Origin of the sequence: Luteitalea sp. (assembly GCA_009377605.1) — a bacterium.
Lineage (GTDB): Bacteria > Acidobacteriota > Vicinamibacteria > Vicinamibacterales > Vicinamibacteraceae > WHTT01.
In genome coordinates, this window is sequence record WHTT01000088.1 from 1 (window position 1) to 25,822 (window position 25,822).

Consider the following 25,822-nt stretch of genomic DNA (forward strand, 5'->3'; position numbering starts at 1 on the left):
GGTCCTTGTGTGCCAGCAACGCGAAGCTGCTCGTGAAATGAGATTCGCACGTTCGCCATTACTCGGGATCCATCGTTGCGGTTCGATGGAGCTCGCAGCAGACGTCGCTTCCGCCAGCCGCGGGTCGGATTGACGAATGATGACCGGTCATTTAGACTGGTCACATGAAGATGACCGCCACGGAGTTCAAGGCGAAGTGTCTGGCCACGATTGACCGTGTCCGTGAGCGCGGCGAGTCCATTGCCATCACCAAGCACGGTCGTGTGGTCGCGAGCCTTGTTCCGGCCGGAGATTACGACGCGCGTCCGTGGCTCCGCGTCCGGGGAGCCGCGCGTTGGCATGGCGACCCCTTTTCGCCCGCAATCGATGAGCGTGAGATCGAGGCGCTTCGGTGAACGTGCCGCTCCTCGACACGCATGCCTGGGATGGCTGCACTTCCAAAGAGCTTTCACCGCGATCCGGCTGATCGGCTCATTGTCGCGACATGCCGCGTCATGCAGCTTCCGATCCTCACGCACGATAGGCTGATCCTGCGCTCGCGGTTGGTAAAGCGCTGGCGCCCCACTTAATCAGTCAACGCAGACGCCGGCAGCAAACCGCCGAGAGGCAACGTTCCGTCTCTCTTTCCCGTTACCCCCGTCGCTCGGGCCGCCACCTCAGACCCGTCAAGAGGATGCGCTGCAGTAGCGTCTCGTACGAGATGCCCGCCGCTTCCGCGGAATCCGCGAAATCTTCCCCATAGGCGATCTGCGGGTTGGCATTGGCTTCGAGCACGTAGATGCGCCCGTCGGGATCGAGTCGGAGATCGATCCGCGCGTAGCCGCTGAGGTCGAGTACCCGGTAAACACGTTTGCACAGGGTCCGAATCCGCTCAACGAGCGGCTCGGGCAGATCGCGGGCCGGCCCACTCCTGATGCCGTACTTCTCTTGATACGTCGTGCTCCACTTCACGCGCGCCGTGGCGATGCGCCACGACTGGCCCGGCATCTTCTCGAAGTCCAGCTCCCAGATCGGGAAGACCTGCACCTTTCGATCGCCGAGCAGGCCCACGTACAGCTCTCGACCGTTGATGTAGCGCTCGACGATGGCGTCGGTCCCAACGCTCTGGTGCACGAACCGCACGCGCTCTCGCAGCTTGTCATCGTCTTCGACGACCGACGCTTGCGAGATGCCAATCGAGGCCTCCTGTGTGAGCGATTTCACGATGAGCGGGAAGCGAAGACGCTTGGGCCGCTGAATGGGACGGCCGACGCGCACGACGGTGAACTCCGGTATCGGCACCCGGTGGAAGGCCAGCAGCGTCTTGGACAACGCCTTGTCGCGCGAGAGCATCAAGCCACGCGGATTGCACCCCGTGTATGGCACTCGCAGCAGCTCCAGATAGCTGACCACGTTTTGGTCGAAGACGCCCACTTCGTGGAAGTTCTCCATGAGGTTGAAGACGATGTGCGGCTTGAACTCGCTGACGGCGTTCTTGACGACGCCGAGATCGTCTCTGACGCCCACCGCGATCACGTCGTGACCCATCGACTCCAACGTGTTCTTCACGTCGAACTCCGTCTTCCAGTCGACGTCGACGTGATACTTGGCCGCGTCGGCCGGGGGCACCAAGTAGTGGTGCATCAGGCAGAGCACGCGGAGCTTTCTCATAGCGCTACCCGGTGTCTGCCACTGTGGAGGTAGTTCATGGTTTGAACGGTAAGCATGACCGTGAACTCGAGCTTGACCTGATCTTCTGGACGATCCAACCGGAGCTTGAGCTCGCGGCACCGGACGATCATGTCCTCGATCACCTGGTTGATCGTGTACTGATACTCGCCCGTCCAGCGTGCCACGCGCCGGAGCACGTCCTTCCGCATGCGCGACAGGAAGCGGGCGGCGCTCATCGTGCCACTATTCTCTGAGAACAGGCGCCGCAAATCACGGTCGTAGAAGTCCGGGTACTCCAGGCCGTAGTGCGCGCTCTTTCGCGCGTAGTGCTGGCGCAACGTTCTCTTGAGGCGTGCCAGCGGATATACGCGTCGACGCGAGACCCTCGCCGGTTGCTCGCCCGCGAGTTGTTTCATCAGCTCGTCCATGTACTCCAGCTTCCGCAGCGCAGGCCAGCCACCATAACGCGTCCGCCAATGCGTGTCTGGCGCCAGCCAGACGGCGAATGTTTCCGCGAAGTCCTCGTCGGGATGACTCTGCGCGTACCACGCGTCGAGATGAAGCACAAAGCTCTTACTGTATGGCTTCGGCGTGTAGAACTGCGGATACTCTAGCGTAGACGAACCGAACAACTTGCGACGTTTGCGCCGCCGATGGAGCTCGAACGCATGATCGATCGCGTGTCCCGCCTCGTGCCGCATGATCTTCATGCACCATTCGTCCGTGCCACCTTCGACTTCCAGCATCATTGCTTCTTCGAGCTTCTCGAGGCGCGGGTGTGCGAGATAGAAGGGCACGGCGACGCCGCCGACGCCGTCGGGTGTGAACCACTCATCCGAGAGCCAGACGTGCGGGCGGAAGAGAATCTGGCGTGCGGCGAGCTCGTCGTAGAGTTGCTGGATGCGTGCCTCCAGCTTGCTGCCCTGAATCGCCAGCGGCAGATCGCAGAGCCGAAGGTTCAGCAGCTCCTCATCGGAGAGCTCCGGCCAGTTGGGCGGGACGGCTGGTCGGTTCCGCGACGGCTCCGGGCGCTCAGCAGGCGGCGGGGGGGCCGGTCCCGCCGCGGGTGGGTCGGACGACGTCTCGGCGCCGGACGCCACCGGGCTGGCGCCCTCCCTGAGGGGGTCCATGGCAGTATTGGCCTCCGGCCGTAGTCTATCCGTCTCCTGTCGCCGGGCACCAGGGAGCCCACCAGGTAGGGTCGCCTCGCCGAGGCGGCCGTTGTCTCGCCGAGGCGTCCCGACGGCGCGTTCACGTCTTCGCGCTTCGCGCTACGGCGGACGAGTCGGCGAACGCGCCCTACCACGCTTCCGTTTTGCCGAGAATCGGTGTAGAAGGGTCAGGTTCTAGCGGGCCGCGGCCTCTGGCTGCGCCCCACGACGCTCACTCGAGAACCCTGAAACTTGACTCAAATGCGTCAAGTTTCGGGTTCTCAAGGGTTCTAGGTAGGGCCGCCTCGCCGAGGCGGCTGTGACGGCGCGGGAGGCTGACGCGCCCTACCATCTTGAGAGCCCCACGTTCCAGAAGGAGGGTGCCCATGAGAGCCGAATTTACAGCGTTGTCCGTGGCTTGTGTGTTGACCTGTGTGGCGACCGCCGCCAGCGGGCAGACCCCGGAGGGCGAACAAGCTGCGCCGGCCACCGCGTCGAGCGCGAATCCCATGACCGATAGCACCAAGCGGATCTACGACGCGACCAAGCAGCTGGTGCTTCGCAGTCTCGAGAAGATGCCGGAGGATCAACTGGGATTCAAGCCGGTCGACACCGTCCGGTCGTATGGCCAGATCGTCGGGCATATTGCCGACGCCAATTACATGATATGTGGGATGGCGGCCGGCGAGATGTCGAAGCCGCCGGACTTCGAGAAGACAGCCACCACGCGCGCCGATCTCACCAAGGCGCTGAACGATGCGTTTGCCCACTGCGACAAGATCTACGGCGACATGACCGACGCGAAGGGCAGCGAGATGCTGCCGAAGACACCGTTTGGCGAGCAGGCGCGCCTGAGCATGCTCGCGTTTAACAATATGCACACGTGGGAGCACTACGGAAACCTCATCACCTATATGCGGATCAAGGGCATCGTCCCGCCGAGCAGCGAGCAGCAGCCTGGAGGCGAGCAATAGAACATCACGCCATCGGATCGGTGCGCCACCGCGCGAGCGCCGCTTGTGCCGTGCCCCAATCGCTGGCGGCGTCGTTTGCGCGGACCGACCAGAGCAACGCGCCACGATAGCCAGCCTGCTTCGCGAGCCGGAGCAGGAGCTCCGTGGGCCGCCCAGAACCGTGCGTCGGGAATTCGCCGAGCACGACCGGCCTGTCGAGATCGAGCTCGGCGACGTGACGCTCCAGCGGCGCCTCGGCCTCGATGTAGTCGTACCAGTGGACCTGGTGGAAGTCGAGGGGCAGGCCGCGACAGAGATCGAGGCCGCGTGCGCTCGCTAGACCAACCGTGACGAGTTGCTTGGTGTGCGTCCGGGCCTGCCACGCCGCATCGCGCAAGAAGGTGCGCATGGCCTGTGGCGAGACCACGGCGCGCGGGTGCCACCCGTCGAGGCCAAGGGTCACCCATTCCGGCTCGTTGAACAGATCCCATCCGAAGATCGCCGGGTGCGAGCCGTACCGCTGAAAGAGCGGTGACACGACGTGCTCGAGGAGCGCTTCGCGGAGGGCCGGTTGGTGTATCACCGTGCGGAGGCCACCAAGGCGCACGCCTCGAACCGTTCGTGCCGGTCGGCACCAATAAAAATCGAGCAGGACGAGGAGCAGACGCAGGCCGTGGCGCTGTACGCACTCGAGCGCGGCATCGACGTCGCGCCACGTCGAGTCGTCGAGACCGAGCGGCACGCCGCCCTCCGTGAAGCGGATTCCTGCCCGTCCGTCGCACAGCAGGAACCACCGCATGAGCTGAATGTCTTGTGCGGCCAGCGCCGCGCACACCGCGTCCAGCTGCGCGAGACGCTCTGGATGTGCGCTCAATCCGCCCGCCGGCTGCCAAGCGTTGGATCCGAAGTCGAGGCCGTACGTGATCCAAGGAAGGTTGGCGCCGATGACGAACGGGGTATCCTGTGCCCAGGCCCACCGTGAGGCGACGAACGGCTCGGGCGCGAACGGAGACACCCGGGCGCGAATGAAGCGCGCGATACTCCGCGCCCCGCGCAACGCCATCATCTGCCACCGTCGCACGTTACAATGACCCCTTGTATGTCGCGAATCACTGAGACAGCACACTAGCCACAGTATCAGTTTGCCCCGCCTCCGGCGGGGCGTCTGGGCGGACGTGACTTCTGGGTCCCGACGGGTGTCAGAGATGCCAAGGGGAGAATCCGAGCTCAGCGATGAGGCTCTGGTGGAGCGCGTCACGAATGCGCCTGAGGGGGACACCGGTGCGTTCGAGACGCTGGTCCAACGGCACCAGCGGGGCGTGCTTGCAAACTGCCGCCATTTGACGACGGCCGACGCGGCCGAAGACCTCGCGCAAGAGGTGTTCGTCAAGGCGTACTTTGCGCTGGATCGCTTCGAAGGCCGTTCGTCGTTCAAAACGTGGGTGCAGCGAATCAAGGTCAATCACTGCCTGAACTACCTGCGGCGCCGACGGGGCGTGGCGTATGTCGACCTCGAAGACGAGACCGCCGCGCGTGCGCCGGAGTTGCAGGCGGAGGCGGACGCTGAGCGGGCGCTCGAAGTCGAGGACGCTCGGCGCCATATCGCTGCTCTGCTCGATGCCATGTCGGACACGCTGCGGATCCCGCTGGTGATGCGTGACGCCGACGGCATGTCGTACGAGGAGATTGCCTCCGTGCTCGGGATTGGGCTCTCCGCCGTGAAGATGCGTATCAAGCGCGGGCGGGAAGAGTTCCGGCGACTGTTTGTGCTTGCGGATGGTTCAGTCGGCGTCTCGCTGGACCAGGCCGCGCGAGGTGCCGACCATGTCTGATCTACCGCCGCGTAGCGACCCTGACGCGCCCGACACGGGCGAGCCGGTCTCCTGGCTTCGAGACCTCGGAGACGAGCCCTCTCCAGATTTCGTTGTGCGAGTGCGGCGTGCTATCGAGCGACGCTTTCTGGCGCGAGACGTCCTGACGTTCGGGTGGCGCGCTCTTGCCGCCTGGACGATGGAGTTCGTATCGATGTTGGCGGCGCTCTTTGGTCGTCTCGCGCGGCCGCGTACCGAGGAGGGGCAACGCTGATGAGTGAACAGCCAGGGGTGCTCGACCAGCTCTCGGAGATCTTCGGCGGCGCGTTTACCGCCGGAGTCACCGCCGTACCGCGTGCGCTCGCGGGTGTTGCGGCCATCGTCGTGATGGTAATCGTGGCAAAGCTCATCGAGCGCGGGCTGCGCGCCGTGCTCACGCGCTTGCGATTCGACGCGCTGCTCCAGCAAGCCGGAATCGACCGCACGCTGCAGCGCATTGGCTTGCGGCAGTCGCTCAACGTCGTCTTGCCGCGCCTGGTCTACTTCCTGCTCCTCTGCTTGATCGCGCGGATCGGGGCGGACCTCCTCGGGCTTACTGCCGTGTCGCAGGCCTTTGCGGCGTTCTTCGCGTATCTCCCGAATATCGTTGCCGCCGTGCTGCTGCTGGCAGCCGGCAGCGCGGCGAGTCAATTCGCCGGCAATACCGTCGCGGCCGCTGCGAGTGAATCGGGTATCGACATCGCGCGGCCGCTCGGCAACCTCGTGTCGGGCTTGATCCTGTTCGTTGTCGGGATTATGGCGCTCGCGCAGCTCAGGATCGACACGGACATCATCCGCATCGTCACCATTTGCTCACTGTCTGGCCTCGCCCTGGCATTTGGCTTGTCATTTGGATTTGGAACGCAGGACATCACCCGCAACATCCTCGCTGGGTTCTACGCGCGGAAGATCTTCAAGATAGGCGACACGGTCGAGCTCCTTGGTCAGCGCGGCACCGTGCGAGCCATTACGACCACCCAAACGCTACTGGATGTCGAGGAAGGCGGGACCGTGAGCGTCGCCAATCGCACGCTCGTGGACGAGATCGTGAGAAGCAGGTAGGTGAGTGAAGCTGATCGCCGCTGGGGAGATATGACGACCAACTCCACCCGCGTAACGGGGGACGGGAACCCCTACCTCGGGAGCTGATTGCGTTCAGGATCCCCGTCCCTTAGACGTGCCCGCCCCCGGCGATGCGAGGGGAGGCTCACAACCGGGTTTGGGCACGAGCGCCGGTTTCCCGACGCTACTATTCCTAGACACGAGTACCCCGGAGAAGTCACATCCGCCAGCCGCCGCCACCACAGGCACAACGCCAGAGGTTGCGCCATTGTTGAGGTTTACGGCCCTCGCCGAGGCGGCCTATCTCAATGGCCCGTGGCACCCAGCGTGCCCTCCTTGAACAGCCGCTCGGTGCGAACAGCAAGCGGACCCAACACATGCGAGCAAATAGGGACGGCGCCGCGATACAGATCCCGTGCGCCTTCTTCCTGCCCGCGTGAGAGGCGCAGTACTTCGACCGTGCGTCCGAGCGGATCGGCGAACCAGCACTCGCGCACGCCGTACTTCCGGTACCATGCGAGCTTGGTCACACGGATGTGGCGCTCGTTGCCTACCGAGAGGACCTCGACGACGAGATCCGGTGCGCCCCATACCCGATCCGTCACCATCGCAGCACGCTCTGACGACACGAACACGATGTCCGGTTGCACGATCAGCGCTCGCTCGCGGTCGAGCACGACGTCCACCGACGAGACACAGATCTGTCCGAGCCCATGTCGGCGAACATGTCGGTCCAGAATCACCGTCAGGCGGGTAACGGTGGACTGATGATCCAAGCTCGGCACGGCCGGCTCACGAACCAGCCCGTAGGCAAGCTCTTGCCGGCGCACGGCCTCCGGCCGCTGCAGATATTCCTCGACAGTCATCCGCGACACAGCACCCTCCATCTTGAGCAGAAATCTGACACCGAGAACAGATGTGTGTCTCGAGTCTTGGCTATCAGAGAACGTGTTGAGAAGTCACCGTCCGCCGTCGTGCGTCCGCTGTCGCGTTGTGCGCTTCGGCGAACGAGTCGGCGGAGAAGTCATGTATGCAAGACACTGGCGGACACCGAGACCGCCATGCGGACGAGGATTTTTTCGTGCTCCGGCCCCCGGGTGGCAACCATCAGGTCACCGCACGGGTTGATCAAGCGGCGGTTCCACGATGCTCACTTGTCGGCGCGAACCTCGACCTGTCACATTCGAGCTTCGGCGTTTCAAGGGCTCTCGTAAACAGACGATGACATGTCCGGGACGGTCGGTCAAGCGGATTCGGCAGTCCCGGTAGAGGCAGAAACGGACGTGCCCGTGTTGGGCCGCTCGAGCACCTGGCGGTAGAGCGATTCGTACTGAGGCACGATGCGCTCGGCACAAAAGCGCAGAGCAACGGAAGCGCGCGCGGCACTGATCACACGTTGGCACAACGCCTCGTCGATCAAGAGCTGTATCGCGCTCTCAGCCATTCCGGCCAGGTCGTCCGGCTCGTGGAGGAAGCCGGTCACGCCATCATCGATCACCTCCGGCAAGCCTCCCACGCGAGAGGCGACGACCGGCACCTCACATCCCATCGCTTCGAGCGCAGCCAGGCCGAAGCTTTCCTGTGACGACGGCAGGAGGAAGAGATCCGAAATCGACAAGAGGCTGATCACGTTCTGCTGCTCGCCGGGCGCCGTCACGGCCGACTCCAGACCGAGCCGGCGTGCCAGATCGAGCGCGGCGGAGCGGTCGGGGCCATCGCCGACCAGCAGCAGACGAGCGTTCACGCGCGACCGGATGCGATGGAAGATTTCGATGACCGCCTGCACGCGCTTGACGGCTCTGAAGTTCGAGACGTGCACGACCAGCTTGTCGAAGCGGTCGGATGGGCACAATCGCTCGCGGAGGATTGGATCGAGGACACGCCGGTACAGCGCACAATCGAGGAAGTTCGGGATCACGCGAATCGCGCTGTGGACCGGTAGCTCACGATAAGTGTCCGTCCGTAAGCTCTCCGACACCGCGGTCACGGCGTCCGAGTGGTCGATGCAGAAGGCGACGGTTTCTGAATACGAGGGGTCACTCCCAAGTAAAGTAATGTCCGTCCCGTGGAGGGTGGTGATGACCCGCGGGGCCGCCGCGGCGCTCCGATCGGCGAGGATCTGGCGAGCGAGATACGCGGCGGCCGCGTGAGGGATGGCGTAGTGGGCGTGGACCAGTTGAAGCCCGTGCGCTCGGGCCACCTGAACAGTCTTGTTTGCGAGCGCGATCAAATACTGCGGCTCGTGCAGGACGGGATAATCGGGAGCCTTCGCACGATGGAAGGTCATGCCGGCCACGTACTCGCTCAGTCGGAACGGGACCTCTGTGCTGATGACGTGCACCTGATGGCCGCGCGCGGCCAGGCTGCCGGCAAGCTCGGTCGCGACGATGCCGCTACCACCAATCGACGGATAGCAGATCATTCCAATGCGCATGCAAGTCTTGAGTTCTGAGTTTTGAGTCCTGAGCCCTGATTGGAGTTTACCATTCTCAGTAACCGGCTCCATGGAGGTGGATTCGTATGAAGGTGCCCGTTATCGTCATCCTGTCCGCGGTAATCGTGGGTTGCACTGGCAGTGCAGACGAGAGGCCGCCGGCCGCGCAAGCGACATCTGCCGGCCAAGCTTTCTCAGCGCGCTCACAGTGGACCCCAGACGAGGCTACGAGCTGGTACGAAGGTCAGCCATGGCTCGTCGGCAGCAACTTTGCACCGAGCACGGCAATCAATCAGCTCGAGATGTGGCAGGCCGACACGTTCGACATTGCGACGATCGACCGGGAGCTCAGATGGGCCGCGCAGCTTGGCTTCAACAGCATGCGGGTCTTCCTCCATCACCTGTTGTGGCAGCAGGATGCCGAGGGTTTCCTGTCGCGCATCGAGCAGTTTCTCGACGTGGCGGAGAAGCATCGCATTGGTGTCATGTTCGTATTGCTCGATGGCGTGTGGGACCCGCATCCCGCCCTTGGCAAGCAGCGGGCGCCGAAGCCGGGGTTGCACAATTCGGGTTGGGTGCAGAGCCCTGGCGTCGAGATCCTCGGGGATCCTGGGCGACACGATGAGTTGAAACCCTACATCCAGGGGGTCATCGCTCACTTTCGTACGGATCGGCGAGTGCATGTCTGGGACATATTCAATGAGCCAGACAACCCCAATGCCTCGTCGTATGGGAAGCTCGAGCCGGAGAACAAGGCGGAGCTCGCGCTGCGGCTGCTGCGGAAGACGTACGCTTGGGCACGCGAGGTCGGCCCTTCACAACCCATTACCGCCGGGGTCTGGAGAGACTCATGGGATCCGGACGAAATGAGCCCGATCGTCACGTTCATGCTGGAAGAGTCTGACATCATCACGTTTCATAGCTACGATCCGCTGCCGGATGTCCAGAAGCGCGTCGAGTCGCTTCGTCGTTACAAGCGCCCGATCCTCTGCACGGAGTACATGGCGCGCCCGCGCGAGAGCACCTTCGACCCCATCATGGGGTACTTCAAGGAACAGAAAGTTGGCGCGTACAACTGGGGCTTCGTGTCGGGCAAGTCACAGACGGTTTACCCGTGGGATTCGTGGAAGAAGCCGTACACTCGGGAGCCCTCGCCGTGGTTCCACGACGTCTTTCGGTCGAATGGCGAGCCATACCACGCAGAGGAGGTCGCGTACATCAAGCGCATCACCGCGAGCGACCCCGAAGGACGCAAAGATTGAACCACGAAGGGCACGTTCGTGGCCTTTGTGGTTAACGTCGAAGGAGCCCTTCGCGGACGATGAGATCCTTGACAAGGATGCCTTCAGCGAACGAGACACCGGCCAGCGCGCCGAAGTGCGTGTCGCGACTCTCGATCAGCCGGAGGAATGTGGGCAGCGTCAGGCGCGTGGAGACTGAGTCGGTGCCGTGAGGTTGGAACTGTGAGCGGTAGCACGCCAGCGCCTGTCGCTTGGTCTCGTAGTGACTGGAGACGTCAACGACGAACGAGGCTGGTCCGGTCGTGTTGATGAAGTAGTAACAGAGCCAGTCGACGCGCCAGGCCTCGCCGGCCTGTGGCTCGTAGCGGCGCAGGCCCGCGCTGAACGCCGCTTCCGTGACCAGGCGGCTCGCCGCCGTGTGATCCGGGTGGCGATCTTCCCAATAGGGAAGCGCGATCACGGCCGGCCGCGTCTCGCGGACGATCTCGACGACCTGCCGAACATGATCGGGGCCGCCGAGGGCGCGGTCCGGGAGGGCAAGATTCGTCCGCCAGTGAGCGCCCAGCGTGCGCCGTGCCTCGTCGGCTTCGGCCACCCGCTCGTCCGGCGTGCCGTTGCTCCCCATCTCTCCGCGGGTGAGGTCGCAGAGGCCGACGCGATGGCCGGAAGCCGCATGTTTCGCCACCGTGCCGCCCACGCCGATCTCGATGTCATCGGGATGCGGGCCGAAGGCAAGGATGTCGACCGGTTCGAGCGCCATGACGTTGGTTGAAACCCCGCGACGCGAGGCCTGAAGGCTCCACGCTACCCGCCGCTAATCCCACACGAGCGAGGCGCCGGTCTGATACTCCGTGACGCGTGTCTCGAAGAAGTTCTTCTCCTTCGCGAGATCCGTGGCTTGCGACATCCAGGGAAACGGATTCTCGCGCCGGTATCGCTTGGGGAGACCGAGGCGCTCGAGCCTGCGGTCCGCGACGTACTCGACATACTGGCAGAACAGGTCGGCGTTCATTCCGAGGACCCCCTGCGGGCAGGCATCCCGCGCGTAGCGCTTCTCGTACTCGACCGCCTGCTCGACGAGCGACACAACCTCGTCCTGAAACGATGAGGACCAGATCTGGGGGTTCTCCGCCCGAATCGTGTTGATGAGATCACAGCCGAAGGCGAGGTGCAAGCTCTCGTCGCGCATGATGTACTCGAACTGCTCGCCGATGCCGACCATTTTGTTCTGCCGCTTCAAGGCGAGCATCATCGCGAAGCCCGCATAGAAGAAGATCCCCTCCATGAGCACGTAATAGCCGACGAGATCGTGGACGAAGCGCTGGACGTTCTCCGACCCTTCCGTTGTGAAGTGGGAATCGAACACCGACTTCGTCAGCTCGACGACGAACTCGTCCTTTTCTTTGATAGAGGGGATCCGGATGTACATGTTGTAGATCTCGTCCGGATCCAAGCCGAGCGTATCGCAGCAATAGATGAACGTGTCGGTGTGAATTGCTTCCTCGTACCCCTGGCGCAAGAGATATTGGCGCGCTTCTGGATTCGTGATGTGCTGGTAGACCGCCAGAACGATGTTGTTGGCCGTCAGCGATTCTGCGGTAGAGAAGAACCCCAGGTTGTACGAAATAAGGCGCCGCTCGGCGTCGCTGAGGACGCGAGTCGATTTCCATTGCTCGACGTCCTTCTGCATGGACACCTCTTCGGGGGTCCAGTTGTTCGCCACGCCAGACTTGTAATACTCGCGCGCCCACGGATAGTGGACGGGCAGAATCTTGTTCGGATCGGTCTTGGAGCTGTTGATAATCGCCATGTCTCGCGAACGGTTCTCCGAGTGCTATTTCCTGAACCGTGGGTTCGTGAAGAATTCTTCGTAGCGCAGGCCTTTAGGCCTGCCAACACCGCCATCGGCAGACCTAAGGTCTGCGCTACGGCAATTACTTCTCACGCTCTGAGGCCTGCCTACTGACATGCTTCGCATTCTGGATCGTCGATGGGGCATGTCTGACCGGCAGCCACCGTCACCGCCGCCGGGACCGGGTCGCTCACCGATTGGTACGCACGCTTCTGCGTATAGCCGAACTTCGACGCGTCGAGTGTCGACTTCTCGATCTGCGAGGCGGCCAGCGTGCGCAGATAGTACGTCGTCTTGAGTCCCATCCGCCATGCGGCCCGATACGTTTCGTCCAACCTGCGTCCGGACGACCCCTTGATGAAAACGTTGTGTGACTGGCTCTGATCCACCCACTTGCCGCGCGTGGCGGTGAGCCGGAGCGCAGCGACCGGCTCGATGTCGAATGCCTCCTTGTACTTGGCCTTCAAGGCGTCGGGGATGGCGGCGATCAGCTCGACGTTCCCGTCGAAGTACTTGAGTTGATCGAGGATCGTCTCGTTCCAGAGATCCAGCTGCTTCAAGTCCTTGACGAGATAGGCGTTCACGATGGTGAACTCGCCGCTGATGTTGGCCTTCACGTAGATGTTCTTGTAGATGGGCTCGATGCAGGGGAAGCAACCGGCAATGTTGGCGATCGTGGCCGTCGGTGCAATGGCCATTGTGTTCGAGTTGCGCATGCCGTGCTGCTCGACGTGCGCGTAGACCGGCGCCCAATCCATGCGGCGTGTGCCATCGACCTCTACTGGGACGCCGCGTTCCGCTTCCAGCAGCGCCAACGTGTCGTACGGGAAGATCCCGCGGTCCCATTTCGAGCCTCGGTACGTCTCGTACGAACCACGCTCCTTCGCCAGCGTGGAGGAGGCGAAGATCGCGTGGTACGAGATCCGCTCCATCACGCTATCGGCGAACGCCAGAGCCTTGTTCGACTCGAACGGCAAGTCGAGCTCGAACAGCGCATCCTGAAAGCCCATCACACCGAGCCCAACCGGACGATGCCGCAGGTTCGATCGCCGCGACTCCTCGGTCGGATAGAAGTTGATGTCGATGACGTTGTCCAACATGCGGATTGCGGTCTCGACCGTCTGTGCCAGCCGCCGCTCATCCAACCGCCCATCGACGATGTGGTGCACGAGATTGATCGAGCCGAGATTGCACACGGCCGTTTCGTCCATCGACGTGTTCAGCGTGATCTCGGTGCAGAGGTTCGAGCTGTGCACGACGCCCACGTGATCCTGTGGCGAGCGGACGTTACACGGGTCCTTGAAGGTGATCCACGGGTGCCCGGTCTCGAACAGCATCGTGAGCATCCTGCGCCAGAGCTGCCGCGCCGGCATGGTCTTGGAGAGCTGCATCTCGCCGCGCGCCGCCTTGTGCTCGTACTCCTGATAGCGCTCGTCGAACGCTTGCCCGCAGAGATCGTGAAGGTCCGGCACCTCGTCGGGAGAGAACAATGTCCACGTGCCGTCGGCCTCGACCCGCTTCATGAACAGATCGGGGATCCAGTTCGCCGTGTTCATATCGTGCGTCCGGCGTCGTTCGTCGCCGGTATTGCGCCGGAGATCGAGGAAGTCCTCGATGTCGTAGTGCCATGTCTCGAGATACGCGCAGGTCGCGCCGCGTCGCTTGCCGCTCCGGTTGATCGCCATCGTGACGTCGTTGGCGACCTTCAGGAACGGCACCACCCCCTGGCTCTCGACCTTGGTGCTCTTGATCGGCGAGCCGGTTGCGCGGATATAGCTCCAGTCGTTGCCCAGGCCGCCGGACCACTTCGAGAGCTGCGCGTTGTCGCCGAGCGACTTGAAGATATGTCCGAGGTCATCCCCGATCGTCGTCAGATAGCACGACGAGAGCTGCGGGTGCGGCGTGCCGGCGTGAAAGAGCGTCGGCGTCGAGGGCACGTACCGCAGCTGCGACATCAGCTCGTAGAAGTCGATCGCGTGTCGATCGCGCTCGCCCTCTGGCTCCTGAATGGCCAGCCCCATTGCCACACGCATCCAGAATGCCTGCGGCAGCTCGACGACCCGGCCGTCCTGCCGCGCGAGGTAGCGATCCGCCAGCGTTTGGATGCCAAGATATTGGAAGAGCTGGTCGCGCGCCGGTTGCAGCGCCGAGGCGAGCGAGTCGAGATCGAAGACGCCGAGCCCCTTGTCGAAGAGCCCGCCGTCGATGCCGTTTCGAATCGCCGCCTTGAACGAGGCGCGGTAGATCTCGTCGCGGGCAGAATCGCTCCCGGGCCGCTCTGTGGTCTCCTCGAAGAGCGTGTTGAGCTCGAGGCGCGCCGCAAGATAGCTATACGCCGGATCACGCTCGATGAACGACGAGGCCGCGAGAATGAGCGCTCGCTCGATATGTGGCGTCGGGATTCCGTCGTAGACGTTCTTGACCGCTTCACGGACGACGGCTTCCACCGACACGTCCGGCTCGAGACCTGCTGCGAGCCGCCGCACGGTGTTCTCCACGCGCTTATAGTTGAACAACACCGAGCGGCCATCACGGGTCGTGACCGTGAGCCGGCCGACACGCGCGGCTTCGAGCGCGCGCTCCTTGTCCGCGTCGCGCGCTTTCTGCCGGTCGGCGCGATAGAGGATGTACGCCTTGGCGATCTCGTAGAGCCCCTCCCGAACCAGGTGTTTCTCGACGATGTCCTGGATGTTCTCGACGTTCGGGAAGAAGTCGACGAATCGAGTGTCGATCTCGTCGAGGACGCGGTCGACGATGCGCTCGAGCGTGGAATCGGGGACGGGCTGACCGCAGGCGCGAACCGCCTTCCGAATCGCAGTCTGGATACGCGAGCGATCGAAGCCGACGACCTCGCCAGTACGCTTGACAACTTTGGTGGTGGCAACCATGACTATGTGATCCGGGCGGAGGGCGAACCTTCCGCCTTGGATAGCTCTAACTCAATTGTGACGCGTGGGGCCCGCCTTCGTGAAGGGCAGGGAACAACTATATATAGGGGTTGCAGCTGGGAGTCAACCTTGATCTTGGGGCGCGACGCCTGGGATGCACTACCCCAGCGGCGATGCTACTGACGAGCTTTCGGCGTACCAGAGGGTGAGCAGCTCTACTGTGTGTAAGTAATTACTTGCAATCATCCGCAGCTGGCAGCTAACGTGTGACGTATGGACGTGCGCGAGCAGCTCCTCGAGGCAACGATGCGCGTGTTTTCGGAGGCGGGATGGCGTGGGGCCACCACCCGTCGCATTGCACAGGTTGCGGGCGTGAGCGAGGTGACCCTCTTCCGGCAGTTCGGGTCGAAAGAGAGCCTCATCCATGAGGCCATGCGCTGCGGAGAGCAGGGCCTGGCAACGAGGGCTCTGCCAGACGAGCCGGTGGATCCGGTCGAAGAGCTGCTGACCTGGGGCAAGGCGCACTTTGAAAAGATGGTCCACGGCCGATCCTTCATCCGACGGACGATCGGCGAGCACGAGGAGCACCCGGAAGTTGGGCACACTGCGACGCGCGGCTCGGTGGAAGCGGCTCGCGCTCTGGCGGCCTACTTCGAAAAGCTGCAGCGGTCTGGCCGCGCCTCAGCGGAGGTCGATCCATGGGTCGCTGTGAACGTCTTGGTGGGCGCGCTCTTTCTCGATGCCATCTCGCGCGATGTCATGCCGGAGCGCTTCCCGTATCCGCAGGATGAAGCACCCCAGCTCTACGTCACGGCCGTGCTTCGCGTGCTGGGCGTGAGCGTGTCCGACTTCGTGTCGCGTTCAGGCCCCGGAAGTTAGGCCGAACGCGCCTTGCCACTGACCGAGCGCGGTCCGCCACTCGCCGATTAATCGGAACAGGTTTCAGACGGTCACCGTAGGCTGCTTAGGCGCCTGATTCTTGGAGACAGACAGGCACATGGTCTACCCAACGAGAATATTTCCCGTCGAGAGGAACAAGGTCAGGGGGTACAGGATGCGGCATTCGGCATGTGTGATGGCAGCCACACTCGCGTTGGTGGTTGGAGCCATGCCACGAACGAGCTGGGCGCAGGCGGCGCTGACGCCCACGGCCTCGTTACCGGAGGGCGCACCAAGCCCTGCTGTGGGGGCGTCACGAGCTCCGGTGCCACAAGAAAAAGCCGCGCAACGGCTGACGCTAGACGAGGCACTGGCGCTCGCCGGCAAGACCAGCGAGCAGATGAGCATTGCGCGCGCCGGCGCCGACCGTGCCGCTGGCGCCGAGCAGCGTGCCAGAAGTGAGCTGTTTCCACAGCTCAACGCCTCCTTGGGGTACGACCGGACGCTCGACTCCGAGTTCAGCGGGGTCTTCGATCAGAGCGTGGCGCCCTGCACGCCGCTCAACGTGGATCGGTCGGTGCCGCTCGGCAGTCGGGTTGGCGAGATCGAGCGCGCGCTGCAGGAGTGCCCTCCGTCCGCTGATTTCTTCGGCGGTGGCGGCGAAGAGATCCCGTTCGGTCAGGAGAACGCCTGGCGCTTCAACCTCTCGTTCAGTCAAGCGCTCTACACGGGCGGTCGGTTGTCGGCGCAGACGGCCAACGCGAACGCGTTACGGCGCGTGGCCTCCATCGATGTCGACACGACGCGGGCACAGGTGGAGCTGGACGTCGCCGCGGCGTACTTCGATGCAGCGTTGAGCGACCGCCTCGTCGCCATCGCCGAGTCGGCGCTCGCACAGGCGGAGGCCACGTTGAAAGATGTCGAGCTGGCCTGGAAGGTGGGCAATCAATCGGAGTTCGAAGTCTTGCGTGCGCGTGTCGCGCGGGACAGCCAGCGGCCGATCGTGATTCGCCAGAGCTCGCAAAGGGAGATCGCATATTTGCGGCTGAAGCAGCTGCTCGACCTTCCCCTGGATCAGCCGCTCGAGTTAGCGGTGGATCTCGATACGGTGAGCGGGCCGCCCGCTCAGCGATTCGCGACCGCGCTTGCGCAGCGCGAGGCTCAGCTCAGCGACGTGGAGCGCACAGTCGTCCGGCAGGCGGCGACCCAGGTGGCCGCCAGCGATGCAGGGGTTCGTGCGGCACGTGCGGAGCGGATGCCGAGCTTGAGCCTCACGTCGGCCTACAGCCCGGTGGCGTATCAGGGCCTTCCGAACTTTGGCGACTTCCGCCCGAACTGGAATGTCGGCATGGCAGTCTCCGTCCCTGTGCTCACCGGTGGCCGGTTGCGCGCCGGTGAGACAACTGCGCGGGCAGATCTCGCTGAGAGCCAGGCACGGCTCCGTCAAATACGTGAGCTCGCCACCCTGGATACACGAAGCGCGTACGAGGACTATCTCGCCGCCCAAGCGACATGGAAGGCGAGCGCCGGTACGGTGGAACAGGCCGAGCGCGCCTATCAGATCGCCGAGCTCCGCTACAAGGAAGGGCTGTCGACGCAGCTCGAGCTCTCTGATGCACGGCTGCAGCTCGAACAGGCACGCGCGAATCGGGCCCAGGCGGCTCGCGATCTGCAAGTCTCGCGAACGCGCCTCGCGCTGCTGCCGGACCTGCCGCTGACCGAGATGGGCGCAGGTGCCGCCGCCGAGCAGCGGCAGCAGCAACAGCAACAGATGCAGCCAACGACGCCGCAGACGCAGCCCCAGACCACCGGCGCCGGTGCGGCTACGCAAGGTACGGGCGCAGCGGTGACAGCGCAGACGGGAACCGTTCGTTAGCGGGTAGGGATCAGGGATCAGGAGAACCAGTTGGCGCCCGTAGCGCAGGCCGTTTAGGCCTGCCAACTGCGGGCCAGGCAGGCCTAAAGGCCTGCGCTACGAGTGTCAATTCAAGTGAGCTCTGGGAGCTCTGGGCTTAGGTCGGGCGTGACACGAATAAAGGGCCGGTTATGAAGCGCACAGGTAAACGTAGAGTGATGGGGATACTGGGCGTGATTGCCGCCGCGGCCTTGACCGCGGCGGCGTGCAGTCAAGGCGGCGCGTCCAACGAGAAGCCCAGTGAGTCGACGGCCATCCGGATCGGCCGTGAGAACACGTCCGTTGTGAAGATGGACGAGATCCGTGTGGGGCCCGAGATTTCTGGTGCGCTCACGGCGCGACGCGACTCAACGGTTCGTGCGGAGGTGGCCGGCGCCCTGCAGCAAGTGCTTGCCGAAGTCGGCCAGGCTGTCCGAAAAGGTGAAGTGCTCGGCCGCATCGAGGATCGTACGCTCACCGATGCGGCGGCGTCGGCCCGGTCAGCGGTGGCGTCGGAGGCGCAAGCGCTGGCCACCGCACGTCGTGAGCGCGAGCGCGCGTCGGCGCTGGTCAAGGGCGGGGCCATCGCCCAGCGCGATGCCGAAGCGGCGGAAGATGCCGTGACCAGCGCCGAAGCACGGGTCGCTGACGCCAAGTCCCGGCTCGTGTCCGCCGAGAAGGCGCTCTCGGACGCCACGGTCGTGTCGCCGCTCGCTGGCATCGTGAGCGCACGGCCCGCCAACGCCGGCGATATCGTCGCCGTCGGCGATGAGTTGTTTCGAATCATCGACCCGTCGAGCATGCGGCTCGAAGCAGCCGTCCCTTCGGAAGCCCTGGGCGCCTTGCGCGTGGGCGGGGCCGTGAGCTTCCAAGTGCGTGGCTATCCCGGCCAGACGTTCATGGGCAGCATCGAGCGGATTAGCCCTGCCGCGGATCCGGTGACGCGCCAGGTGCCGATCTTCGTCTCGATTCCCAACAAGGCGGGACAGCTCGTGGCCGGCCTCTTTGCCGAGGGACGCGTGATACAAGCCGCTGCCAAGGGGCTCGTCATTCCGCTGTCCGCGATCCACACCACCGAGGAGGGCACGTCGGTGACACGGGTGCGCGATGGCAAGTCGGAGCTCGTGACCGTCGCGCTCGGCCTGCGTGACGAAGAGACCGAGCGCGTGGAGGTGACCTCCGGCCTCTCCGAAGGCGACGTGCTGCTGACCGGTGCCGGCCGCGGCGTCACACCCGGCACACCAGTCGACATCAACGGGGGACAGACCGGTACGCAGGCGGAGGCACGAAGGTAGGTCGAGGTTCGAGGTTCGAGGTGGGAAGTGAATTCCTGCAAAGGGGGTTGACGTCGAGCGCCGGGACCGGAAACGTCGAGCCGTTACGCCAAGCCCTTACCCTGAAACACCGAACAAACCTCCGGCGTTGAAACCTTGCACGTAACATCGAACCTCGAACCTCGAACCTTGAACCTCGAACCTCGAACCTTGAACCTCGAACCTTGAGGCCGCCATGTTCATTTCAGATTTCGCTATACGTCGGCCCATCGTGACAATCGTGGCCATGTTGGCGCTCGTCCTGTTCGGGGCATTCGCGCTCTTCAGCCTCGACACGGACGAGTTCCCTGAAGTCGCGCCGCCAGTGGTTGTCGTGTCGATTCCCTATCCCGGCGCCTCGCCGGAGAACGTCGAGCGCGACGTCATCGAGCGGATCGAGGAAGGCATCTCCGGCATCAGTGGCGTCAAGGAGATCCAGTCGAACTCGCTCGATAGCTACGGGGTCATCATCGTCGAGTTCGTGTTCGGCAAGGACATGCAGGAAGCCACGCAGGAGATCCGCGACGAGATCTCGGAGATACGCAACGACCTGCCCCTCGAGATGGAGGAGCCGACGCTGGTCAAGGTGTCACCGAACGACATGCCGATCGTGTCGCTGGCGCTACGGTCGACGCAGTTGAGTAGTGCTGACCTCACCCGGCTCGCGGATCCTGCTATCACCAGACGATTGCGCGGTATTGCGGGCGTCGCCGAGGTGACGGTCGTGGGCGGCATCGAGCGCGAGATGACCGTCGAGCTGCAGCCGAAGGCGCTGCAAGCCGCAGGGGTCAGCGTGGCTCAGGTCGTGCAGGCGCTGCAAGCACAGAACATCGCCGCGCCGGTCGGGCGCCTCAACGGGGCGTTGGACGAGCGAGGCATCCGCCTGCAAGGTCGGCTCGACACGGCAGCCGAGTTCGACAAGCTCGTGGTATGGCAGTCAGGTGGCAGGCTCGTTCGATTGGGCGACGTCGCGGCGGTCCGTGATGGCACCGAAGAGGCGCGCACGGCAGCGCTCTTCGACGGCGAGCCGGCCGTGGGCATCGACGTCAAGAAGTCGACCGGCTACAGCACGACGGCCGTTGCAGATGCCGTTCTCGAGCAGGTGCGTGAGGTCGAGACGACCCTTCCGCCTGGTGTCGAGATGCGCGTGGTCCGCAACTCGGGCGTCGATGTGGCGAACTCGGTCCTCGATGTCGAAGAAACGCTGCTGGAAGGCGCGGCACTCACGGTGCTGGTCGTGTTTCTGTTCCTCAACTCGTGGCGTTCGACGGTCATTACCGGGCTCGCGCTGCCCGTCTCAGTGCTGGCGTCGTTCGTGGCGGTGCTCGCGTTCGGCTTCACGCTGAACACGATGTCGCTCATGGGGCTCTCACTCGCGATAGGCATTCTCATCGATGACGCCATCGTCGTGCGCGAGAACATCGTGCGACACGTCGAGATGGGCAAGGACCATTACACGGCGTCGCGCGAAGGCACGTCCGAGATCGGTCTAGCCGTGGCCGCGACGACATTTGCTATTGTGGTGGTCTTCGTTCCGATTGCCTTCACGGGCGGGATTACGCAGCAATGGTTCATGCCGTTCGCGCTCACGATTGCCTGCTCGGTGATGGTCTCCCTCTTCGTGTCGTTCTCGCTCGACCCGATGCTCTCGGCCTACTGGCCCGATCCCCACATGGCCACGGAGGAGCGCTGGTGGATCTCTCGGCAGCTCGCGAAGTTCAACACCTGGTTCAACCGCCAGGCCGAGCGCTACAAGCAGGTGATTGCATGGGCGTTGCGTCATCGCCTTGCCATGGTGATGCTGGCGGTTGGCACGTTCGTGGGCGCGCTAGCGCTGCCCGCGCTCGGCGTCGTTGGCAGTGGCTTCTTCCCCAAGTCCGACGACGCGGAGTTTGCAATCAATATCGACACACCGCCTGGATCGAATCTGGAGTACACGGTCATCAAGGCAGAGGAGGCAGCCCGGCTCGCCCGAGGCCTGCCCGAGGTCGCCTACACCTATACGACAATCGGCGGCCAGCAAAGCACCATCGATGAGGGCCAGGTCTATGTACGATTGAAGCCGAAGTCGGAGCGCACAAAGCGCCAGGAAGCGGTCGAGGCCGAGTTGCGCGAGCAGCTGACCCGCCTCGGTGGTGTCCAGGCGGGCATCGGCTTGGCTGGCGCGTTCGGAGGTCAAAAGCAGATTCAGTTGCAGTTGGTTGGTCCCGACAGCGACGAGCTGGCGCGCCTCGCGGACGTTGTCATCGCGGAAGTGCGTGAGGTTCCAGGTGCGGTCGACGTCAGCCTCTCCACCAAAGGGCAGAAGCCGGAGCTCGAGGTGAAGGTGGACCGCGGGTTGGCGGGATCGCTCGGCGTCACCGTCGACCAGGTGGCGCAGACGCTGCGCGCAGCCTTTGCGGGCATCGACGTCGGCGACTGGGTGGATCCCAGCGGCGAGACCCGAGACGTCGAGATCCGGCTGGTGCCGGACGCGCGGGAGCGGGTGCGTGACCTGCGGTCGGTACCAATTCAAGTGCCCGCGCCGCCCGGGCAGTCGCCGGCCACGGTGCCACTCGGCCAACTGGCCAGCATTACGAGCGGTGTGGGCCCGGCCCGAATCGATCATCTCGATCGGGAGCGGGTGATCACCGTCGAGGCGAACGTCGAAGCGCCTCATTCGCTGGCCGAGGTCGTGGACGGCATCATGCGGCGTGTTCAGCAGAACGTGCAGATGCCGGCCGGCTACACGCTGACACAGGGCGGGGAAACGGAGGATATGGAGGAGGTCTTCGGGCGCATTCTCATCGCGCTGGCGACGGCGGTCATCCTCATGTATTTCGTACTGGTGCTCCAGTTCGAGTCATTCCTCGATCCGCTGGCCATCATGATGTCACTGCCGCTGTCACTCATCGGCGTCGTGCTGGCGCTGCTCATCACCGGCAATACGATCAACATCATGAGCATGATTGGAGTGATCCTGCTCATGGGTATCGTGGCCAAGAACGCCATCCTGCTGATCGATTTCGCAAAATGGTCCGAGGAGCAGGGTGTGGAGCGGCATCAAGCGATTGTCGAGGCTGGCCGGGTGCGATTGCGGCCGATCTTGATGACGACGTTTGCCCTGGTGGCGGGGATGATGCCGCTCGCGATCGGCGCCGGCGAGGGAGCTGACTTTCGCCGGCCGCTCGGCATTTCCGTGATCGGCGGCGTGATCACATCCACGATCCTGACGCTGTTGGTCATTCCGACGTTCTACGACATCTTGGCATCTGGCCGGGATTGGTTGGCGTCCAAGGTGCGCGCCGGCCGGCCGGTGCACGCACCCGCGGCGGGGCAGCGTGCACCGGAAGTAGGCTCGGCCGAGCCGGCGTAAAAGGAACCGGGTTCCTTTTTGCGGCGCGGGATTTGCAATAGTGGATTGGCGTGTCCGAATTCAGGAGCGTTGGGCCCGTTTTTGGGGCATGCTAGGTTGAGCTCCGCCATTCAGAAAGGACGCAGCCATGCGAATCACCCGCCTTGTCTCGGCCGCTGCGGTGGCGAGCGCACTGATTGTCACCAGTGTCGCCGCTGCCCAGACCTACCCCCGGATGGATCGGCTCTCGCGCTCGGTGTTTCACGAGTTGATCACCCTGCCGTACTACGGCGTCTTCGATCAGTTGGGCTTCGAGATAGATCGCGGCACGGTGACGCTGCAAGGGCAAGTGAGGCGACCCACCCTCAAACGAGATGCAGAGAACGTGGTCAAGCGCCTTCGCGGCGTCGAGCAGGTCGTCAACGAGATCGAGGTCTTGCCGGTCTCGCCCAGTGACGACCGCATTCGCATGGCCACGTATCGGGCCATCTACGGTCACGACACGCTGCAACGCTATGCCATCCAATCCGTGCCGCCGATTCACATCATCGTGAAGAACGGTCGGGTGACGCTGGTCGGATCGGTCGGCTCGCAAATGGACAAGACCGTTGCGACGATGCAGGCACGAAGCGTGTCGGGTGTCTTCGAAGTCACCGATCAGCTGCAGCTCGACGAGAAATCGCGTTAGGCGAGGGGAATGGATGACATGGTGACCGAGTGACGCGTTTTGAGCCTGGAATTTCTTCCTCTACTGGAAGAATCTTCAAGGCTTTGTAGGAGGCCTGCGGGATCTCGGATCCGGCAGGCGGCGGCCCAGCGCGTGGATCACTCTAGAAACAGCAGGAATACCAGCATTTATCGACCGAACTGGCGGCCGGGACGACTGCACTCGGTGTGTGGGCCGACTGGCATGTGAATTGATGGACCCAAGTATCAGATGTCCGTCTGGAGGCACTGATCATGGGACGCGTCGTCTCGCCGGGGCTCTTGGCCGTCATCGCACTACTCGTCGCGCCCAGCTTCGCGCTGCCCCAGACGCCCGAAGCGGCGACGGAAAGTGCGCCCCGCACGGTCACCGCTACCCACCGACCGCTTCTGACCACCCCGTTACCAAGAAATCCACAGCTCGTGGCGCGGCTACAGGCGCTGCTGCCGCGCGACATGTCGGTCGAGCAAGCGGCTCGCGGCTTCGCGTCTGAGGAAGAGTTCGTTGCGGCAGTTCATGTATCGAAGAACCTCGGTGTCGCGTTTCGAGATCTCAAGACGCGCATGGTGACCGAAGAGATGGATCTCAGCCGAGCCATTCGCACTCTGAAGCCGAACGCCGACGTCGGGCGAGAAGTAAAGCGTGCCCACAAGCAGGCCGAACACGACTTGGAGTGGTAGGACTCCTCCTATCCCTTGATCCCTTCTCCGTCAAAAGGCAACCGCCGATCGCCTCGATGACGCGTCAGTTCCCGACGACGACGTGCTTCCACGTCTTCACGTACGGCCAGTGCAATCGACTCGGAGAGCTCCCGCAGAAGAGCGCCCACGAGACGGTCACGGCGCAGCCCGAGGTCGGGCGGCGCCGAAAACAGCTCGACAATGTCAACCTCGAGCGCCCGCGCGACACGCTCGAGAGTGTCGGTGCTGCTGTGACCTCCGCGGAGAAGGTGGAGCACCGTGCTGCGACTCACGCCGGCCCGCCGTGCGAGCTCGAGTCTCGTCATCGCACGTTCTTTCAACAGGGCTCGAATTGCCTCTCCCCAAACGCTCATAGTCAGTGATCAGTGGCCCTTTGGCTGGACTAGTATAGGCGCCTCAACCAGCTTGGAGCACCGGCGGGGTGGACGTTGGCTGAGCAGCCTATACTACGTTCATGGGTCACTGGCGGTGGCTGTTCCTGGCGGCGGCCCTTGTCCTCGTGGCACTTGCCGCCTGGACGAGGGCTCTGCGGACACCGGCCGGCACCGATGAGCGTGGGCCGGCAGCCGTCGATCAGGTGGTTGCCTCCGCTCAGGCGACGGCGGGCCGGGACGAGGGGACGGTCGCTCGGGAGGCCCGGGCCCGCATGGTCGAGGACCAGATTCGCGCCCGTGGGATCCGCGATGAGCGCGTGCTCGCAGCGATGGGCCGTGTGCCTCGTGAGCGCTTCGTGCCTGACAGGTATCGCGTCGATGCATACGGCGATTATCCGCTGCCCATTGGATACAATCAGACGATATCTCAGCCATACATCGTGGCCTATATGAGCGAAGCCGCGCAGGTCGAACCGAGCGAGAAGGTGCTGGAGATCGGGACCGGCTCGGGCTATCAAGCTGCGGTACTGTCTAAAATTGCTCGTGAAGTCTACACCGTCGAGATCGTGGCGCCGCTCGCCGAACGCGCTGAGGCGACGCTCCGCGATCTCGGCTACGCCAACGTGCATGTACGGCATGGTGACGGCTATCGAGGGTGGCCGGACGCCGCCCCGTTCGACGCCGTGGTCGTGACCGCGGCGCCGGACCATGTGCCGCAACCGCTCATCGAGCAGCTCGCCGTCGGCGGCCGGCTCGTGATCCCGGTTGGTAGACACGAGCAGGACATGCAGGTCATTACGAAGACGCGGACGGGTGTCACGGAGGAACGGACCATCCCGGTCCGATTCGTTCCCCTGACGCGCAAGCCGCGATAATCATTTCAAGGAGGCAAGCCGTGGGCGACTCGCATCGGGTAACACGACGAGACTTTCTAGGCGCAGCAGCCGTCACATCGGCATCGCTGCTGACCCCATCAAGCGCGTCGTCGGCGACACGCGTAGCCCAGGCGCCGGAAGGGCGCGCGCTCGAGGCCGGGCTCATCGGTTGCGGCGGACGAGGCCGAGGCGCCGCCGTGAACTTTCTCGATGCTGCGCCAAACGTCCGGGTGACGGCACTGGCCGATGTGTTCGACGACCGGATCTCGGAGGCACGACAGCTCTTGACAAAGCGCGGACAAGAGATCCCAGACGGGCGCTGCTTCGTGGGATTCGATGCATACGAGAAGCTGCTCGAGAGCGGCGTCGACGTGGTGTTGCAGGCGACACCGCCGCACTTCAGGCCGGCGCACTTTGCGGCGGCGATCGCTGCCGGGAAGCATTGCTTCCTCGAGAAGCCGCTCGCGGTGGATGCCGCCGGTGTGCGGAGCGTGCTCGAGACAACCGAACGTGCGGCATCACGAGGCCTGAGCGTCATGACCGGTACGCAAATGAGACGCGACCGTGTGCGCGTCGAGACGCGTCAGCGCGTATTGGACGGACAGATCGGCGACATTGTCGCGCTGCGAGCGTTTCGCAACCAGGGTGCGCTGTGGCACCGCGAG

The 25,822-nt window shown here is 63.7% G+C and carries 23 protein-coding genes and 1 pseudogene (1 of these 24 cut by a window edge); 15 read left to right on the forward strand and 9 right to left on the reverse strand.

What is annotated here, in order from left to right:
* Positions 1 to 164: 164 nt before the first annotated feature.
* Positions 165 to 395, forward strand: a complete 231-nt coding sequence (locus tag GEV06_22745) for a type II toxin-antitoxin system prevent-host-death family antitoxin (protein MPZ20700.1) — start codon at positions 165 to 167, stop codon at positions 393 to 395.
* Positions 396 to 416: 21 nt separating this feature from the next.
* On the forward strand, positions 417 to 569 hold the full coding sequence (locus GEV06_22750; GenBank protein ID MPZ20701.1) for a PIN domain nuclease: 153 nt from the start codon (positions 417 to 419) through the stop codon (positions 567 to 569).
* A 61-nt stretch (positions 570 to 630) separates the two neighbouring features.
* Here GEV06_22750 and GEV06_22755 read toward each other — a convergent pair whose 3' ends face one another.
* Together GEV06_22755 and GEV06_22760 are read right to left on the reverse strand one after the other, a co-directional pair.
* Positions 631 to 1,650 (reverse strand): ATP-grasp domain-containing protein, encoded by a 1,020-nt coding sequence (locus tag GEV06_22755; GenBank protein ID MPZ20702.1) that lies wholly within the window; start codon positions 1,648 to 1,650, stop codon positions 631 to 633.
* Positions 1,647 to 2,780 carry a hypothetical protein gene (locus GEV06_22760; GenBank protein MPZ20703.1) on the reverse strand — a complete coding sequence of 378 codons (1,134 nt, stop codon included), beginning with the start codon at positions 2,778 to 2,780 and terminating at the stop codon, positions 1,647 to 1,649. The genes GEV06_22755 and GEV06_22760 overlap by 4 nt, the downstream gene beginning before the upstream one ends.
* Positions 2,781 to 3,187: 407 nt before the next feature.
* On the opposite strand from GEV06_22760, the gene GEV06_22765 reads away from it, so the two are divergent.
* Positions 3,188 to 3,775, forward strand: coding sequence for a DinB family protein (locus GEV06_22765; protein MPZ20704.1), 588 nt, complete (start codon positions 3,188 to 3,190; stop codon positions 3,773 to 3,775).
* A 4-nt stretch (positions 3,776 to 3,779) separates the two neighbouring features.
* Here the strand turns inward: GEV06_22765 and GEV06_22770 are convergent, their stop codons facing one another.
* Positions 3,780 to 4,835 carry a hypothetical protein gene (locus GEV06_22770; GenBank protein MPZ20705.1) on the reverse strand — a complete coding sequence of 352 codons (1,056 nt, stop codon included), beginning with the start codon at positions 4,833 to 4,835 and terminating at the stop codon, positions 3,780 to 3,782.
* Between the two features lie 124 nt (positions 4,836 to 4,959).
* On the opposite strand from GEV06_22770, the gene GEV06_22775 reads away from it, so the two are divergent.
* Genes GEV06_22775 through GEV06_22785 form a run of 3 tightly spaced genes read left to right on the forward strand, consistent with a single transcriptional unit; the run spans position 4,960 to position 6,666 of the window.
* Complete coding sequence (locus tag GEV06_22775; protein MPZ20706.1) at positions 4,960 to 5,586, forward strand: sigma-70 family RNA polymerase sigma factor; 627 nt, start codon at positions 4,960 to 4,962, stop codon at positions 5,584 to 5,586.
* A complete protein-coding gene (locus GEV06_22780) occupies positions 5,579 to 5,839 on the forward strand; it encodes a hypothetical protein (protein MPZ20707.1) in 261 nt (86 codons plus the stop codon). Before GEV06_22775 ends, GEV06_22780 begins: the two co-directional genes overlap by 8 nt.
* Positions 5,839 to 6,666: a mechanosensitive ion channel gene (locus tag GEV06_22785; protein MPZ20708.1), complete on the forward strand. Its 828-nt coding sequence runs from the start codon at positions 5,839 to 5,841 to the stop codon at positions 6,664 to 6,666. The genes GEV06_22780 and GEV06_22785 overlap by 1 nt, the downstream gene beginning before the upstream one ends.
* A gap of 305 nt (positions 6,667 to 6,971) precedes the next feature.
* Here GEV06_22785 and GEV06_22790 read toward each other — a convergent pair whose 3' ends face one another.
* On the reverse strand, positions 6,972 to 7,553 hold the full coding sequence (locus GEV06_22790; protein ID MPZ20709.1) for a Uma2 family endonuclease: 582 nt from the start codon (positions 7,551 to 7,553) through the stop codon (positions 6,972 to 6,974).
* A 356-nt stretch (positions 7,554 to 7,909) separates the two neighbouring features.
* Positions 7,910 to 9,100 (reverse strand): N-acetyl-alpha-D-glucosaminyl L-malate synthase BshA, encoded by a 1,191-nt coding sequence (gene bshA, locus GEV06_22795; protein ID MPZ20710.1) that lies wholly within the window; start codon positions 9,098 to 9,100, stop codon positions 7,910 to 7,912.
* Positions 9,101 to 9,186: 86 nt separating this feature from the next.
* Between bshA and GEV06_22800 the strand changes: the two genes are divergently transcribed.
* On the forward strand, positions 9,187 to 10,362 hold the full coding sequence (locus tag GEV06_22800; protein ID MPZ20711.1) for a cellulase family glycosylhydrolase: 1,176 nt from the start codon (positions 9,187 to 9,189) through the stop codon (positions 10,360 to 10,362).
* 31 nt (positions 10,363 to 10,393) lie between these two features.
* Here the strand turns inward: GEV06_22800 and bshB1 are convergent, their stop codons facing one another.
* The 3 genes from bshB1 to GEV06_22815 form a co-directional block, all read right to left on the reverse strand.
* Positions 10,394 to 11,101: a bacillithiol biosynthesis deacetylase BshB1 gene (bshB1, locus tag GEV06_22805; GenBank protein MPZ20712.1), complete on the reverse strand. Its 708-nt coding sequence runs from the start codon at positions 11,099 to 11,101 to the stop codon at positions 10,394 to 10,396.
* Positions 11,102 to 11,155: 54 nt separating this feature from the next.
* Positions 11,156 to 12,151 (reverse strand): ribonucleotide-diphosphate reductase subunit beta, encoded by a 996-nt coding sequence (locus tag GEV06_22810; GenBank protein MPZ20713.1) that lies wholly within the window; start codon positions 12,149 to 12,151, stop codon positions 11,156 to 11,158.
* A gap of 149 nt (positions 12,152 to 12,300) precedes the next feature.
* Entirely contained in the window at positions 12,301 to 15,081 is a 2,781-nt protein-coding gene (locus GEV06_22815; protein ID MPZ20714.1) for a ribonucleoside-diphosphate reductase subunit alpha, read from the reverse strand.
* 273 nt (positions 15,082 to 15,354) lie between these two features.
* Between GEV06_22815 and GEV06_22820 the strand changes: the two genes are divergently transcribed.
* The 6 genes from GEV06_22820 to GEV06_22845 all read left to right on the forward strand — a co-directional run bounded on the left by GEV06_22820 (position 15,355) and on the right by GEV06_22845 (position 23,887).
* Positions 15,355 to 15,960, forward strand: a complete 606-nt coding sequence (locus tag GEV06_22820) for a TetR family transcriptional regulator (GenBank protein ID MPZ20715.1) — start codon at positions 15,355 to 15,357, stop codon at positions 15,958 to 15,960.
* 118 nt (positions 15,961 to 16,078) lie between these two features.
* Positions 16,079 to 17,836 carry a hypothetical protein gene (locus tag GEV06_22825; GenBank protein ID MPZ20716.1) on the forward strand — a complete coding sequence of 586 codons (1,758 nt, stop codon included), beginning with the start codon at positions 16,079 to 16,081 and terminating at the stop codon, positions 17,834 to 17,836.
* 170 nt (positions 17,837 to 18,006) lie between these two features.
* Positions 18,007 to 19,149, forward strand: a complete 1,143-nt coding sequence (locus GEV06_22830) for an efflux RND transporter periplasmic adaptor subunit (protein ID MPZ20717.1) — start codon at positions 18,007 to 18,009, stop codon at positions 19,147 to 19,149.
* Between the two features lie 214 nt (positions 19,150 to 19,363).
* Positions 19,364 to 22,522 carry an AcrB/AcrD/AcrF family protein gene (locus tag GEV06_22835; GenBank protein MPZ20718.1) on the forward strand — a complete coding sequence of 1,053 codons (3,159 nt, stop codon included), beginning with the start codon at positions 19,364 to 19,366 and terminating at the stop codon, positions 22,520 to 22,522.
* Positions 22,523 to 22,649: 127 nt separating this feature from the next.
* Positions 22,650 to 23,189, forward strand: coding sequence for a BON domain-containing protein (locus GEV06_22840; GenBank protein MPZ20719.1), 540 nt, complete (start codon positions 22,650 to 22,652; stop codon positions 23,187 to 23,189).
* 272 nt (positions 23,190 to 23,461) lie between these two features.
* Positions 23,462 to 23,887, forward strand: a complete 426-nt coding sequence (locus GEV06_22845; protein MPZ20720.1) for a hypothetical protein — start codon at positions 23,462 to 23,464, stop codon at positions 23,885 to 23,887.
* A gap of 8 nt (positions 23,888 to 23,895) precedes the next feature.
* On the opposite strand, the gene GEV06_22850 is transcribed toward GEV06_22845, so the two are convergent.
* The gene (locus tag GEV06_22850) at positions 23,896 to 24,261 is read right to left on the reverse strand and encodes a helix-turn-helix domain-containing protein (protein ID MPZ20721.1); all 366 of its coding nucleotides are present in this window, start codon (positions 24,259 to 24,261) and stop codon (positions 23,896 to 23,898) included.
* 101 nt (positions 24,262 to 24,362) lie between these two features.
* Here GEV06_22850 and GEV06_22855 point away from each other — a divergent pair, with 101 nt between their 5' ends.
* Together GEV06_22855 and GEV06_22860 are read left to right on the forward strand one after the other, a co-directional pair.
* Positions 24,363 to 25,157: a protein-L-isoaspartate(D-aspartate) O-methyltransferase gene (locus GEV06_22855; protein MPZ20722.1), complete on the forward strand. Its 795-nt coding sequence runs from the start codon at positions 24,363 to 24,365 to the stop codon at positions 25,155 to 25,157.
* Positions 25,158 to 25,177: 20 nt separating this feature from the next.
* Positions 25,178 to 25,822, forward strand: a pseudogene (locus tag GEV06_22860) (twin-arginine translocation signal domain-containing protein); it runs 39 nt beyond the window's last position.

Coding starts and splice junctions, on each gene's coding strand:
- GEV06_22745 (MPZ20700.1), top strand. CDS start 165: ATGAAGATGACCGCCACGGAGTTCAAGGCGAAGTGTCTGGCCACGATT.
- GEV06_22750 (MPZ20701.1), top strand. CDS start 417: ATGCCTGGGATGGCTGCACTTCCAAAGAGCTTTCACCGCGATCCGGCT.
- GEV06_22755 (MPZ20702.1), bottom strand. CDS start 1,650: ATGAGAAAGCTCCGCGTGCTCTGCCTGATGCACCACTACTTGGTGCCC.
- GEV06_22760 (MPZ20703.1), bottom strand. CDS start 2,780: ATGGACCCCCTCAGGGAGGGCGCCAGCCCGGTGGCGTCCGGCGCCGAG.
- GEV06_22765 (MPZ20704.1), top strand. CDS start 3,188: ATGAGAGCCGAATTTACAGCGTTGTCCGTGGCTTGTGTGTTGACCTGT.
- GEV06_22775 (MPZ20706.1), top strand. CDS start 4,960: ATGCCAAGGGGAGAATCCGAGCTCAGCGATGAGGCTCTGGTGGAGCGC.
- GEV06_22780 (MPZ20707.1), top strand. CDS start 5,579: ATGTCTGATCTACCGCCGCGTAGCGACCCTGACGCGCCCGACACGGGC.
- GEV06_22785 (MPZ20708.1), top strand. CDS start 5,839: ATGAGTGAACAGCCAGGGGTGCTCGACCAGCTCTCGGAGATCTTCGGC.
- GEV06_22790 (MPZ20709.1), bottom strand. CDS start 7,553: ATGGAGGGTGCTGTGTCGCGGATGACTGTCGAGGAATATCTGCAGCGG.
- bshA (MPZ20710.1), bottom strand. CDS start 9,100: ATGCGCATTGGAATGATCTGCTATCCGTCGATTGGTGGTAGCGGCATC.
- GEV06_22800 (MPZ20711.1), top strand. CDS start 9,187: ATGAAGGTGCCCGTTATCGTCATCCTGTCCGCGGTAATCGTGGGTTGC.
- bshB1 (MPZ20712.1), bottom strand. CDS start 11,101: ATGGCGCTCGAACCGGTCGACATCCTTGCCTTCGGCCCGCATCCCGAT.
- GEV06_22810 (MPZ20713.1), bottom strand. CDS start 12,151: ATGGCGATTATCAACAGCTCCAAGACCGATCCGAACAAGATTCTGCCC.
- GEV06_22815 (MPZ20714.1), bottom strand. CDS start 15,081: ATGGTTGCCACCACCAAAGTTGTCAAGCGTACTGGCGAGGTCGTCGGC.
- GEV06_22820 (MPZ20715.1), top strand. CDS start 15,355: ATGGACGTGCGCGAGCAGCTCCTCGAGGCAACGATGCGCGTGTTTTCG.
- GEV06_22825 (MPZ20716.1), top strand. CDS start 16,079: ATGGTCTACCCAACGAGAATATTTCCCGTCGAGAGGAACAAGGTCAGG.
- GEV06_22830 (MPZ20717.1), top strand. CDS start 18,007: ATGAAGCGCACAGGTAAACGTAGAGTGATGGGGATACTGGGCGTGATT.
- GEV06_22835 (MPZ20718.1), top strand. CDS start 19,364: ATGTTCATTTCAGATTTCGCTATACGTCGGCCCATCGTGACAATCGTG.
- GEV06_22840 (MPZ20719.1), top strand. CDS start 22,650: ATGCGAATCACCCGCCTTGTCTCGGCCGCTGCGGTGGCGAGCGCACTG.
- GEV06_22845 (MPZ20720.1), top strand. CDS start 23,462: ATGGGACGCGTCGTCTCGCCGGGGCTCTTGGCCGTCATCGCACTACTC.
- GEV06_22850 (MPZ20721.1), bottom strand. CDS start 24,261: ATGAGCGTTTGGGGAGAGGCAATTCGAGCCCTGTTGAAAGAACGTGCG.
- GEV06_22855 (MPZ20722.1), top strand. CDS start 24,363: ATGGGTCACTGGCGGTGGCTGTTCCTGGCGGCGGCCCTTGTCCTCGTG.